The 12,875-nt window shown below is 68.1% G+C and carries 10 protein-coding genes; 5 read left to right on the forward strand and 5 right to left on the reverse strand.

The window, feature by feature from the left end; all coding sequences use genetic code 11:
* Nucleotides 1-158 precede the first annotated feature (158 nt).
* Together lexA and E0H45_RS14950 are read right to left on the reverse strand one after the other, a co-directional pair.
* Nucleotides 159-812, reverse strand: coding sequence for a transcriptional repressor LexA (lexA, locus tag E0H45_RS14945; protein ID WP_131337944.1), 654 nt, complete (start codon nucleotides 810-812; stop codon nucleotides 159-161).
* Nucleotides 813-907: 95 nt separating this feature from the next.
* Complete coding sequence (locus E0H45_RS14950; protein ID WP_165546478.1) at nucleotides 908-1,831, reverse strand: LysR family transcriptional regulator; 924 nt, start codon at nucleotides 1,829-1,831, stop codon at nucleotides 908-910.
* Nucleotides 1,832-1,944: 113 nt separating this feature from the next.
* Here E0H45_RS14950 and dnaE point away from each other — a divergent pair, with 113 nt between their 5' ends.
* Together dnaE and E0H45_RS14960 are read left to right on the forward strand one after the other, a co-directional pair.
* Nucleotides 1,945-5,445, forward strand: a complete 3,501-nt coding sequence (dnaE, locus tag E0H45_RS14955; RefSeq protein WP_131337946.1) for a DNA polymerase III subunit alpha — start codon at nucleotides 1,945-1,947, stop codon at nucleotides 5,443-5,445.
* Nucleotides 5,446-5,457: 12 nt separating this feature from the next.
* Nucleotides 5,458-6,255 (forward strand): TIGR02569 family protein, encoded by a 798-nt coding sequence (locus tag E0H45_RS14960; RefSeq protein WP_238155015.1) that lies wholly within the window; start codon nucleotides 5,458-5,460, stop codon nucleotides 6,253-6,255.
* On the opposite strand, the gene E0H45_RS14965 is transcribed toward E0H45_RS14960, so the two are convergent.
* Nucleotides 6,213-7,400 carry a Cmx/CmrA family chloramphenicol efflux MFS transporter gene (locus E0H45_RS14965; RefSeq protein WP_131337947.1) on the reverse strand — a complete coding sequence of 396 codons (1,188 nt, stop codon included), beginning with the start codon at nucleotides 7,398-7,400 and terminating at the stop codon, nucleotides 6,213-6,215. The genes E0H45_RS14960 and E0H45_RS14965 overlap by 43 nt on opposite strands.
* A gap of 67 nt (nucleotides 7,401-7,467) precedes the next feature.
* Complete coding sequence (locus E0H45_RS14970; RefSeq protein WP_131337948.1) at nucleotides 7,468-8,043, reverse strand: TetR/AcrR family transcriptional regulator; 576 nt, start codon at nucleotides 8,041-8,043, stop codon at nucleotides 7,468-7,470.
* Between the two features lie 291 nt (nucleotides 8,044-8,334).
* Between E0H45_RS14970 and E0H45_RS14975 the strand changes: the two genes are divergently transcribed.
* Nucleotides 8,335-10,245: a DUF1906 domain-containing protein gene (locus tag E0H45_RS14975; RefSeq protein WP_131337949.1), complete on the forward strand. Its 1,911-nt coding sequence runs from the start codon at nucleotides 8,335-8,337 to the stop codon at nucleotides 10,243-10,245.
* Here E0H45_RS14975 and E0H45_RS14980 read toward each other — a convergent pair.
* Nucleotides 10,242-11,111, reverse strand: a complete 870-nt coding sequence (locus E0H45_RS14980) for a LysR family transcriptional regulator (RefSeq protein WP_131337950.1) — start codon at nucleotides 11,109-11,111, stop codon at nucleotides 10,242-10,244. The two genes, E0H45_RS14975 and E0H45_RS14980, sit on opposite strands and share 4 nt — an antisense overlap.
* Before the next feature lie 84 nt (nucleotides 11,112-11,195).
* Between E0H45_RS14980 and E0H45_RS14985 the strand changes: the two genes are divergently transcribed.
* Nucleotides 11,196-12,026, forward strand: coding sequence for an alpha/beta fold hydrolase (locus tag E0H45_RS14985; protein ID WP_131337951.1), 831 nt, complete (start codon nucleotides 11,196-11,198; stop codon nucleotides 12,024-12,026).
* Nucleotides 12,023-12,823: an LLM class flavin-dependent oxidoreductase gene (locus E0H45_RS14990; protein ID WP_131337952.1), complete on the forward strand. Its 801-nt coding sequence runs from the start codon at nucleotides 12,023-12,025 to the stop codon at nucleotides 12,821-12,823. Before E0H45_RS14985 ends, E0H45_RS14990 begins: the two co-directional genes overlap by 4 nt.
* Nucleotides 12,824-12,875: the final 52 nt, after the last annotated feature.

The following is a 12,875-nucleotide window of genomic DNA, read 5'->3' on the forward strand; positions in this document are numbered from 1 at the left end:
GGCTCTCGTGCTGTCGTGCCGGGGAGAGAAATCGTCGCCATATGCAACTTTGTCTCCCCGCTCTTCGGGTTTGGCCCGGACCGCCCCGTCAGGCGGCCACACATCGGACAGGAGCGCGGGATAACCCCGCAGGTGTGGCTGGTCTGTGCGCGACGGGATCAGACGCTGCGGAGGACTGAGACGACTACGCCGAGGATTGTTGCGTGGTCGCCGTCGATGACCTCGTAGTCGGGGTTGCGGGGTTCTAGGTAGACGTGGTTGTTGCGGCGGCGGTAGACCTTGACCGTTGCTTCGTCGTCGAGCATCGCGGCGACGATCTGGCCGGAGTGGGCCTCGGACTGCTGGCGGACCACGACGATGTCGCCGTCGCAGATCGCGGCGTCGATCATCGACTCGCCGCGGACGCGCAGGCCGAACACTGTGCCGCGACCGGTCAGTCCGCGGGGGAGTTGGAGTACGTCGTCCACGTGCTCGACCGCGGAGATCGGCGTACCGGCCGCGATGTCGCCGACCACCGGAACCGGAACGTTGTCGTCACTCGTCGTCGCGGCAGCCGAATCCTGGAGGAACATCCGGACGTCGATCGGCCGGGAGACCGACGGGCTCCGACGGAGGAACCCTTTCTCCTCCAGGCTGGCCAGGTGCTTGGACACCGACGACGAGGAGCGCAGCCCGACCGCGTCGCCGATCTGCCGGCTGCTCGGCGCGTACCCGTGGCGCGTCACCCAGTCCCGGATCACCACCAGAATGCGTTGCTGCCGCTCCGGAAGCGCCCCGGTGTCGAGGTCGCCGAACAGGTCGAGATCAGTCACCGCGAAATCCTAGAGCGCCCCCGGCCGGCAACCGCGCTTCGACACCCGCAGCTGAGTTGAAGGAAGGAAAGAAAGAAGAGTTGGTGGGGGTGTGGTTAGCTGCGGAGTCGTCGGGGCAGCCACAGTTCGCTGGTGCCGGCGGGCTGTGGCTGTCGTCGTACGTGCTCGATCAGCTTCGTGAGATCTGGGTGCTTGTTCGAGCTGAGCCAGATCAGTGACCACGGATAGACCGGCGTCGGGTCCACGACCTGAAGACGCCGCAGGCCGCGCGGCCACGGCCCGGCTTCCCGCGTCCGTTCACCCCAGAACGTGATCAGCGACCTCGACTCGGCGATCGTCCCGACCAGATCCTCGAACCCGAAGTTCGGACCGGTCGAGTCGATCGTGAGTCCGAAATCAGCCGTCAGCTCCTGGTAGAACGCGCCCCACTCGCTGCCCTCGATGATCCCCGGAATCCAGAACGTGTACCGGCGTAGCTCGTCCACGGGCACCGACGTCCGATTCGCGAGTGGGTGCCCCGCGCCGACGATGATCTCGTGCGGCTCCAGGTACGCAACCATGCTCTCGAGCCCAGCCGGCAGCGGCTCGGGGTGATAGGCGAAGGTCGCGTCGATCTCGCCGGCAAGAAGAGCTGGAAGCGCCGCTCCCAGCCCGCGCAGCACGAGCGTCTTGAGCGGGGTCTCCGGGTGCGCCTGGTGGAAGTCCAGCGTGAGTACGGCGGGCAGCAGCCGGCTCCCGAGGATGTCGACGCGCAGCGGCCGCACCTCGTTCTGCACCGATTCGACAGCATGCCGCGCAGCGATCAGTACGGCGTGCGCGTGCGGCAGGAACGTCCGCCCGGCCGCGGTCAGCGTCGCACCGGTTGGAACCCGATCGAAGAGCGTCGCGCCGAGCGAGGACTCCAGCGCCGCGATCCGCTTCGACACTGCCTGCTGACTGAGTCGGAGGCGGTCGGCGGCGTACCGGAACTGGCCTTCCTCGGCGACGGCGACGAACGCGCGCAGGCTGTCGAGATTCACGCGACCAGACAGTACAACCGCACGTTGTCCGCGACGGTGACAGGGTTGTTTGATCCACGCGCACAGCGATCCTTGGATGAGGGCTCCAGACAACTGACAGTTGTGGAGCTCGGGTGCCTTCGTTCACACATCTGCACGTTCACACGCAGTACTCGCTGCTCGACGGCGCCGCGCGGCTGAAGGACCTGTTCGCGGCCTGCGCCGAGCACGGCATGACCCATCTCGCGATCTCGGACCACGGGAACCTGCACGGCGCGTACGACTTCTTCCATCAGGCGCAGAAGGCCGGCATCACGCCGATCATCGGCATCGAGGCATACGTCGCCCCCGCGTCCCGCCGTACCAAGGAGCGCGTCTTCTGGGGCCAGCCGCACCAGAAACGCGACGACGTCTCCGGATCCGGTGGCTACACGCACAAGACGATCTGGGCGCGGGACGCGACCGGTCTGCACAACCTGTTCCGGCTGTCCTCCGACGCGTACCAGGAGGGCTGGCTGCAGAAGTGGCCGCGGATGGACAAGGAGAGCCTCGCCCAGTGGTCCGGCGGACTGATCGCGTCGACCGGTTGCCCATCCGGTGAGGTGCAGACGCGGCTGCGACTCGGCCAGTACGACGCAGCGGTCGAGGCGGCCGCGCAGTACCAGGACATCTTCGGCAAGGAGAACTACTTCCTCGAACTGATGGACCACGGCATCGAGATCGAGCGCCGGGTCCGCGACGGCCTGCTCGACGTCGGGCGCACGCTCGGCATCCCACCGCTGGTCACGAACGACTCGCACTACACGCACTCGGCTGAGGCCAAGGCGCACGACGCCCTCCTGTGTATCCAGACCGGCAAGTCCCTGGCCGACCCGGACCGCTTCCGCTTCGACGGGTCCGGCTACTACCTCAAGTCGGCCGCGGAGATGTACGCCGTCGACACCTCGGACGCCTGGCAGGACGGCTGCCGGAACACCCTGATGGTTGCCGAGCGCATCGACACCACCGGCATGTTCACGAAGCGCGACCTGATGCCGCGGTTCGCCGTACCCGAGGGGTTCACGGAGGTGACGTGGTTCCGCGACGAGGTGCTGCGGGGGATGCGCCGGCGGTACCCGGACGGGTGGGACGAGCGCTACCAGAAGCTGGCCGAGTACGAGATGGACGTCATCATCCAGATGGGGTTCCCAGGCTACTTCCTGGTGGTCGCGGACTTCATCATGTGGGCCAAGGGCAACGACATCGCGGTCGGCCCGGGCCGCGGCTCGGCGGCCGGCTCGCTGGTGTCGTACGCGCTCGGCATCACCGACCTGGACCCGATCGAGCACGGGCTGATCTTCGAGCGGTTCCTGAACCCGGAGCGGGTCTCGATGCCGGACGTCGACATCGACTTCGACGAACGCCGCCGGGTCGAGGTGATCCGCTACGTCACCGAGAAGTACGGCGCCGACAAGGTCGCGATGATCGGCACGTACGGCACGATCAAGGCGAAGAACGCGATCAAGGACTCGGCCCGCGTGCTCGGCCTCCCGTACGCGACCGGCGACCGGATCACCAAGGCGATGCCCGCGGACGTCGGCGGGTCGGGTATCGATCTGACCGGGATCACCGACCCGAAGCATCCGCGGTACGACGAGGCCGCCGAGGTCCGGTCGATGTACGAGAACGATCCCGACGTCCGCACCGTGATCGACACCGCGAAGGGCGTCGAGGGCCTCGTCCGGCAGATGGGCGTACACGCGGCCGGCGTGATCATGTCGAGCGAGTCGATCGTCGACCACGTCCCGGTCTGGGTCCGGCGCTCCGACGGCGTCACGATCACGCAGTGGGACTACCCGAGCTGCGAGTCCCTCGGGCTGCTGAAGATGGACTTCCTCGGTCTGCGCAACCTGACCGTCATCGACGACGCGGTGAAGATGGTGCGGGCGACCAAGGGCCTCGAGATCGAGCTGCTGCGGTTGACGCTCGACGACGCCCGGACGTTCCAGCTGCTGGGCCGCGGTGACACGCTCGGCGTCTTCCAGTTCGACGGTACGGCGATGCGCGCGCTGCTGCGGCTGATGCGGCCGGACCAGTTCGAGGACATCACGGCCGTGACCGCGCTGTATCGGCCGGGTCCGATGGCGATGAACTCGCACACGAACTATGCGCTCCGGAAGAACGGGCAGCAGGAGATCACGCCGATTCACCCCGAGCTGGAGGAGCCGCTGCGGGAGGTGCTCGGGATCACCTATGGGTTGGTGGTCTACCAGGAGCAGGTGCAGAAGGCGGCGCAGATCCTGGCCGGGTACAGCCTGGGTCAGGCGGACCTGTTGCGGCGTGCGATGGGCAAGAAGAAGAAGGAGGTGCTCGACCAGGAGTTCGTCCCGTTCCGGGATGGTTGCCGGCAGCACGGATTCTCGGACGCGGCGACGCAGGCCGTATGGGACGTCCTGGTGCCGTTCGCCGGGTACGCGTACAACAAGGCACATGCCGCGGCGTACGCGCTGGTGTCGTACTGGACGGCGTACCTGAAGGCGAACCATCCGGCCGAGTACATGGCGGCGTTGCTGACGTCTGTGAAGGACGACAAGGACAAGTCCGCGGTGTACCTGAACGAATGCCGGCGGATGGGGATCAAGGTGCTGCCGCCCGACATCAACGAGTCGCTGGCGAACTTCGCCGCTCAGGGGGAGGACGTGGTGCTCTTCGGGCTGTCCGCCGTACGGAACGTCGGGTCCGCGGTCGTCGACGGGATCATCCGCAGCCGCGAGGGCGGGCGGTACGCATCGTTCCCGGACTTCCTCGCGAAGGTGGAGTCCGTTGCCTGCAGCAAGCGTGCGATCGAGTCGCTGATCCAGGCCGGCGCCTTCGACACGGTCGGACACACGCGCAAGGGATTGCTCGCGAGGCACGAGGAGCTGGTCGAGAACGCCGTCGCGGTGAAGCGGAAGGAGGCCGAGGGACAGTTCGACCTGTTCGGTACGTCGGAATCGCCGGTGTTCACGCTCGACGTGAGCTTCGCGGCGGACGAGTGGGACAAGGCGGCGCTGCTGGCGCGCGAGCGGGAGATGCTGGGGCTGTACGTCTCGGACCATCCGCTCTTCGGTCTGGAGGGTGTGCTCACCGAGCGCGCGGACGTCGGGATCGCCCAGCTGGGGGACCAGTCCGACGGAGCTGTGGTGACGATCGGCGGGATCATCTCCGGGTTGCAGCGGCGGGTGACGAAGAAGGGCGATCCGTGGGCCACGGCAACGATCGAGGATCTTGCCGGGTCGGTCGAGTGCCTGTTCTTCCCGGCGACGTACCAGCTGGTGTCCGGGTGCCTGCAGCAGGACGCGGTGGTGTTCGTGAAGGGGCGGTTGGACAAGCGGGACGACGTACCTCGGCTGATCGGTTCCGAGGTCACGGTTCCTGATCTGGCCACGGTCGGGGTCGTCGAGTTGGAGATGGCGCAGAGCAACGTCGTACCGCGGACGGTGAACCAGTTGCGGGACCTGCTGGCGGCGCATCCCGGACGGTCGGAGGTGCATCTGCGGGTGCGGGGCTCGGCGACCACGACGGTGTACCGGCTGGGGTTCCGGATCGCTGCCGGGCCCGAGTTCTGGGCGGATCTGAAAGCCGAGGTGGCATCGGTCCGTGGTCGCCCTCGATGAGAGGGTGCAGGCATGCATGGTCCGTCAAACGAGGTGCTGGATGCGTTCGGGATGGCTGAGCCTGCGGTTCGGTTGGCGGGCGGACAAGGGGAGACCTGGCGCTCCGGAGCGGTCGTACTCAAGCGCGCCGACGCGGAGTCCGCATGGCGCGCCGAGGTACTGAGTGCGCTGCCCGAGTCCGGGGACTTCCGGGTGCCGCGGCCGGTGCGGTCCCAGGACGGTGCGTGGGTCGCGTTCGGGTGGGAGGCCAGTGAGTTGCTGGTTGGTGCGACGGACGTTCGGCGGCAGGACGAGGTCCTCACTGCTGCGGCCGCGTTCCATGAGGCCGTTGCGGGGCTGCCGCGGCCGGAGTTCATCGACACCCGTCACGATCCGTGGGCGGACGGCGACCGGGTCGCCTGGCGAGAACAGTCGGTCGACGGAAGTCCGGCGTACGTCGAACTCGTCGGGCCGCTCGTCGCCGCGTGGCGGCCGGTGGACCTGGTGGCGCAGGTGGTGCAGGGTGATCTGCCGGGGAACGTGATGTTCGCCGACGGTCTCCCGCCGGCGATCATCGACTGGCCGGTCTACTGGCGACCGCCGTCCTGGGCGGCGGCTGTCGCGGTCGCCGATGCACTGTGCTGGTACGGCGCTGAACCGGAGCTCGCGGCGCGCTGGGCGCAGTTGCCCGAGTGGGGCCAGATGCTCGTGCGCGCGCTGATCTACCGCATGACGACCGACGACCTCGCCGCGGGCGCCGCGACCTGGACGGACGCCCGTCGCGCGGCCTACGCGCCCGTCATCGAGCTCGCGCTCTCGTACGTCGGCTGAGTAGCGCGACCTGCGGCCCGGACGGCCAGTGGAATGGTGCCGAAGGCAAGCACTCCGAGGGCGGCGCCGATCCAGCCGACCGCGGAATAGCCCGCGCCCGCATCGAGCGCCAGGCCGCCGAGCCAGGGGCCGACCGTGATGCCGACGTTGAAGGCCGAGATGTTGAAGGCGGCGGCGAGCGTCGGCGCGGACCCGGCGACACTGAACACCCGCGAGTTCACCGCCGGATTGGTGGCGAAGCCGAACGTCCCGACGCCGATGATCGCTGGAATGGCGAGCCATGGTGTGCCGGTCGCGAGGGCGAGCACGATCGCCGCTGCGATCACTCCGGTCAGGCTGATCACGAGCGTGCTGAACGGTCGCTGATCCGCGGTGCGTCCGCTGATCGTGATCCCGGCCAGCGCGCCGACGCCGTACAGCGCCAGGATCACCGGCACCCAGGCCGCGGACAGACCGGTGGTCTCGGTGAGCAGGGGAGCGAGGTAGCTGAAGATCACCAGGATCGCGCCGGTCGACAGCGCCGTCGTCGCGTACGCGAGCCAGAGCTGCGGATTCGCCATGCTGCGGAGTTCGAGACGCAGCCGGGGAGCGCTCTCTGCGCGTCCCCGCGGGATCGTCGCGACCACGCCGCCGATCGCGAGGACCGACAGGACGGCGACCGCCCAGAACGCTGACCGCCAACCGAGGTGCTGGCCGAGCAACGTACCGGCAGGCAGCCCGACGATCGTGGCCACGGTGAGACCGCTCGCCAGGACGCTCATCGCCTTGGCGCGCGCTTCCGGTCCGGCCAGCTCGATCGCGGTCACCGAGGCGACCGCCCAGAACCCGGCGTACACGAAGGCGCCCGCGACGCGGGTCGCGACCAGCACGCCGTACGACGAGGTGAGTGCGCCGGCCACGTGGGTGAGCGCGAAGATCGCGAGGAAGGCGAGCATCGCGGCGTGCCGGGACCAGCGCAGCGTGGTGACGGCCAGGATCGGTGCGCCGACGAGCATGCCGATGGCGAACGCGGAGATCAGCAGGCCGGCCGCGGGGATCGACACGTTCAGATCGGTCGCGATCTCGGGGAGCAGACCGGCGAGCATCAGCTCGGACGTGCCCTGGGCGAAGATCGCCAGGCCGAGCAGATAGACAGCGCGGGGCATGAGGGCCTCTCAGTATTAGATCGATCGGTTCAAAACGTCGGCGTGCTGAACCGAGGAGTGGTGGGATTCAGAAACTGCGCAGGGTTGCCTCGACGACGACCCGCTGACTCTCGGGGGTCGCACCACGGCGGGCGGCCACGCGCAGGCCGCCGAGAACGGTGAAGACGTACGTCGCGAGCCCGGCCGCATCCTGCTCCGGGTCGATCTCACCGGCCGCCTGCGCCGCCTGGATGGCAGTCGTCAGGGCGGCCAGCTTGACCTCGTGATCGCGATCGAGGCGACCGACGACCTCGGCGTCCTTCGGGCCGAGCTCCACGATCGTGTTGATCACGAAGCATCCGGCCGGCTCACCGGGATCGGGCTCCACCGCGGTCCACAGGATGCGCCGGACCCGCTCGCGGACCGGCAGCGTCTCGTCCTGGATGACCTCGAGCTGGGCGGTGGTGAAGCGGTCGACGTACCGCTGCAGTGCGCGGTCGAACAGATCGCGCTTGCTGGTGAAGGTGTTGTAGATGCTGCTCCGGCCGAGTCCGGTCGCCGCGCAGAGGTCCTGTGTCGAGGTCGCCTCGTAGCCCGAGGTCCAGAACACCCGCATCGCGGCATCCAGGGCACGGTCCTCGTCGAACGTCCTCGGTCTCGGCATGTCGGCGAGCATAGCACGTTATGGACTGATCGATCCAAAACATGCCGCCCGGCGGCTGAACTTCCTGCGCCGATAGCATCTGGCCATCGAGGCGAGTGCCGGAAGCTCTTCGACAGGAGCGCAGGCGCTCGCCTTCACTTGGGGGCACCGTCCAACGATGAACTGGGGAGCAATGTGAGGTTGTTCAGACCTGGGGGGCTCGCTCTTGCCCTTGGCCTGGTCGCCGGAGTCGCTTTAAGCGGACCGGCCACTGCTGAAGAGACCAAGACCGTTTCGTACCGCGGTTACCAAGTGAAAGTCCCGGCCAGCTGGCCGGTGGTCGACCTGGCCGCGAACCCGACCGCCTGTGTGCGGCTCGATCAGCCGGCCGTGTACCTGGGCCGCAGCACGGCGCAGGCCAACTGCCCGGCGCACCTCGTCGGCCGGAGTTCCGGCCTGATCCTGGAGCCGCTGACGACGGCGCAGCCGTCCCGCGACGGACTCCTCCGTCGCGAGATCGCGGACGCGGGCGTGCTGGCGACGGCGTACTACGCACCGGGCGACGAGACCACGGCGAACGACGTACTCGCGACCGGCCGCGTGGTGACGAAGACGCCGTCGGCGCGCGTCGCGCAGCAGGCTGCGGTCACGCCGTCGATCGTTGCGACAGGCAACTTCGCCGGCCAGGGGTTCGACGCGTGCGATGCGCCGCCGCAGTCCACGATGGACGCGTGGCGCCCCGCGTACCAGGGCATCGGCATCTACATCAGTGGCGGTGTGCGTACGTGTGCCACCCAGCCGAACCTGACCGCTGACTGGGTGTCGACGAATGCCGCGAAGGGGTGGCAGTTCCTGCTCCTGGACGTCGGCCTGCAGGCACCGTGTACGACGAGGTTCCCGGTCGCGAGCCGGATTTCGTCCGTCCCGTCGACGGCGGTCACGCAGGGCCGGAACGCCGCGATCAACGCGGTCGCCGCTGCACAGGCGCTCGGGTTCGCGCAGCGGAGCGCGATCTACAGCGACATCGAGGGCTATCCGTCGACTGCCGCGTGCAAAGCGTCCGTCCTTTCGTACTTGAGTGGCTGGACCCAGGAACTGAACTCGCGTGGGTACCTCGGCGGCGCGTACGTCAGCGCCTCCTCGGGCGGCGTCGATCTGGCCAGCGCGTACACCAGCACGGCGTACACGCGACCGGACAACATCTGGTTCGCGCACTGGGGCTATACGCCCGTCGGGTCGACTCGTTACATCCCGGATACCTACTGGAACAACCACCAGCGGGTGCACCAGTACGCCAACCTGACTGAGACCAACGGTGGCGTGACGCTGAACATCGACAAGAATTACCTGAACCTGACCGCCCCGCCGCCACCGGTGAGCAGCTTCACCGTGTCGGGTGGGGTCGCGGCCGCCACGCTGCGTTGGACCAAGCCCGCCAACACGACGCTCGGGCAGATCATGGTCCGCGCCGCGTCCGGTTCGACACCGCCGCCGCTGCCGACGTCCGGTACGCCGATCTACAACGGCACGGCGAGCCTGTTCACTCACACCGGGCTGGCGAACTCGGCCAGCTACGCGTACCGCGTGTGGGTGAAGGACAGCAAGGGCAAGATCGGACCGGGCGTCGACGTACGTCTGGTCGGTTCCAAGGCGACGATCGGGGCGAGTGCGGCGTCGATCATGTACACCACTGCGGTGACGCTTTCGACGGCCGTGACCCGGCTCGACGGCGCCAAGCTGGCCGGCGTACCGGTGGTGCTGTACTCGAAGGCGAAGAACGGCAGCAAGTGGGCGACGGTCGGCACGTTCACCTCCGACGCGAATGGTGTGGCGAAGGCGTCGCAGAAGCCGGCGGTGTCGACGTACTACATGTGGGGCTACAACGGTGCCACCGGTGTGCTCGGGACGCGGAGCGCAGCGCCACTGATTCAGGTCCATCCGGCGATGTCGGCGTACCTGACTCCGGCGGCGATCGCGCTCGGCGGATCGACTCTGCTGTACGGCTACCTGAACCCGGCCCACGCCGGTACGACGGCGTACCTGCAGCGTCGCTCCGGTACGTCGTGGGTAGCCGTGACGACCGGGAAGCTGACGACGAACGGCAAGTACGCGTTCAGCATCAAGCCGACCGCGCGCGGCACGTACACGTACCGCGTGGTGTGGCTTGCGGACGCCGACCACCAGGGCACGCAGACTGCGTCGAAGGTCCTGACGGTTAGCTAAATCAGGGTGGCCGCCGCACTTCGCGCGAGCTCGATCGCGTGCGCCGCAAGCGGTGAGTGCGTGCGGCCGGCCTGCCACAGCAAGAAGATCTCCCGCGGCGGGAGTTCTGGCGCGAGCTGATGCAGCGCCAGACTCTCGTCGTCCCGGAGTACGGCGAGACGCGGCATCAGTGCTGCGCCGAGGCCGGCGCGAACCATCGCGAGCAGGGCCTCGTTGCCCTCGGTGCGGAACACGACCTGTGGACTGATGCCGCGGGCGTTCAGGAAGTCTTCGACGACTGCCTGGTGGCAGATCGCCGGATGCGCGACCAGCGACAGTCCGTCGAGCGTCTCGAGCGGGACCTGCCCGGCGGGGAAATCGCCGGGCCGCGCGACGAGAAAGTACGGGTCGTCCAGCAGTTTGAGGTCCTCGATGCCGTCACTGCCGCGGCCGTCGAAGAACATCAGGTCGAGCCCGGTGAGGTCGGGATCGTCGGTCTCCTCCTCGAACAGCCGGATGTCGCAGCCCGGATGCGCGTCGCGGAGTCCGCCAATCACCTGCGGCAGCAGTGTGTTCGACACCGTCTGGAACGTGCCGATGTCGATCCGGCTGTCGCCTGCCCGGAACCGCTCGATGCCGTCGCGCATCTCGTCGGCGCGACGCAGCAGGTCGCGTCCGTGCTGCAGGACGACGGTGCCCAGCGGGGTGATCCGGACAGGCTTGGGCCCACCCGGCCGGTCGAACAGCGGACCGCCGGCCGCCTTCTCCAGAATCGCGATCTGCTGGCTGACGCTCGATTGGGTGTACCGGAGCCTGCTCGCGGCGCGGCCGAACGACCCCTCGTCGGCGACAGCGGCCAGCGTCGCCAGATGCCGTAACTCATACATGCCAGCACTCTATCGCCGATGGCGATCGCTTTGATCAGAATCAATCGCTTTTCACGATGATCGCCGGGCTTCTACGGTCGAAGCATGACAACTTACCCAGTCAACAACGTCGAAATCTGCGCAGAGACATACGGCGACCCCGCCGAGCCCGCGGTCCTGCTGATCCACGGCGGGGGCGCGTCCATGCTCTGGTGGGACGCCCGGCTGTGCACCGAGCTGGCCGCGCGCGGCCGCTTCGTGATCCGGTACGACCAGCGCGACACCGGCCGCTCGACGTCGTTCCCGACCGGTGCACCGGGCTATGCGATGAGCGACCTGGCGCTGGACGCCGTCGGTCTGCTCGATGCACTCGGCGTCGATCGGGCGCACGTGGTGGCGCAGTCGATGTCCGGCGGTACGGCGTTGATACTTGGTGTCGACCACCCGTCGCGAGTCGCTTCGCTGACGTTCGTGTCGACGAGCACCGGCGACGAGGGCCTGCCGCCGCCATCGGCTGACATGCCACGGCTGGGTACGCCGGACTTCGCCGACGCCGCTGCGGTCGAGGAGTACGTCGTACGGTCGATCGAAGCCGAAGCGGCGGGCAACTTCGACGAGACCGAGGCGCGGGCGCTGGTACGGGCGGACATGGCGCGGGCGAGGAACTACGAGGGCGCGCTGACGAACCACTTCGCGATGACGTTCGACGGACCGCGGAACGGTGGATTCGGCGACCTGACGATGCCGGTTCTCGTGCTGCACGGCGACGCGGATCCGTTGCTTCCGTTGCCGCACGGTGAATCAATCCGCGACGCGGTGCCGGGCGCTCGGCTAGCAGTGCTAGCGGGCATGGGGCACGGGCTGTCGGCGCCGTACTGGAAGACCTTTGTCGACGAGCTCATCGAGCACACGGCGCACGCTGGGGAGCAATCATGAAGTACGCCGTCTGGCTGCCGCTGTTCGACAAGTTGTCCGATCCGGTCGAGGTCACGCGGCTCGCGGCTGCGTCCGAGGAGGCCGGGTGGGACGGGTTCTTCCTCTGGGACCAGCTGTGGTGGCGCGAACCGATCCGCGAGGTGTCAGACCCGTGGATCACGATGAGCGCGATGGCGACGGCCACCGAACGGCTGCGGATCGGCCCGATGGTTTCGCCGATCGCGCGCCGGCGGCCGACGAAGCTGTTGCGTGAGACAACGACCCTGGACCGGCTCTCGGGCGGCCGGCTGATCCTCGGGGTCGGGCTGGGCAGCGACCGGTTCGCGCAGGAGTACTCCAAGACCGGCGAGGAGGTCAACGACCGGGCGCGCGCCGAGCGGATGGACGAGACGCTCGACATCCTCACTGCCGGGTGGACGGGGGAGCCGGTGAACCACCACGGCAAGCACTACCTCGTCGACGACGTCCAGTTCCTGCCACGACCGGTGGCCGGCCGAGTGCCCGTGTGGCTCGCCGGGTTCCCGGGCAACGCGAAGCCGGTCCGGCGGGCGGCGCGGTACGACGGCTTCTTCCCGGTCAACCTCACGTCACCGGACCAGGTGGCCGAGCCTGCCGCCGTACTGCGGGAACTGCGCGGCAATCTGGACGACTACGACATCGCGGTAGCCCTGGAGCCGTCGGTCGATCCACGCCCGTACGCCGAGGCCGGGGCGACGTGGTGCCTGATGGACGTCGACCCCGCGACGCTGCGACTGGCCGACGTACGCGCCATGATCGCGGCCGGTCCTCAGAACTAGCTGATGACGATCCATAGGTGTCTAATCGAAGGGATGCGGTAATACGGAGGAG

Origin of the sequence: Kribbella soli, from assembly GCF_004331345.1 — a bacterium.
GTDB classification, from domain to species: domain Bacteria; phylum Actinomycetota; class Actinomycetes; order Propionibacteriales; family Kribbellaceae; genus Kribbella; species Kribbella soli.

What these genes read in the sequence shown, in the direction of transcription:
- E0H45_RS14990 (WP_131337952.1), top strand. Translation starts at nt 12,023, where the DNA reads ATGAAGTACGCCGTCTGGCTGCCGCTGTTCGACAAGTTGTCCGATCCG.
- E0H45_RS14980 (WP_131337950.1), bottom strand. Translation starts at nt 11,111, where the DNA reads ATGTATGAGTTACGGCATCTGGCGACGCTGGCCGCTGTCGCCGACGAG.
- E0H45_RS14985 (WP_131337951.1), top strand. Translation starts at nt 11,196, where the DNA reads ATGACAACTTACCCAGTCAACAACGTCGAAATCTGCGCAGAGACATAC.
- E0H45_RS14965 (WP_131337947.1), bottom strand. Translation starts at nt 7,400, where the DNA reads ATGCCCCGCGCTGTCTATCTGCTCGGCCTGGCGATCTTCGCCCAGGGC.
- E0H45_RS14960 (WP_238155015.1), top strand. Translation starts at nt 5,458, where the DNA reads ATGCATGGTCCGTCAAACGAGGTGCTGGATGCGTTCGGGATGGCTGAG.
- E0H45_RS14970 (WP_131337948.1), bottom strand. Translation starts at nt 8,043, where the DNA reads ATGCCGAGACCGAGGACGTTCGACGAGGACCGTGCCCTGGATGCCGCG.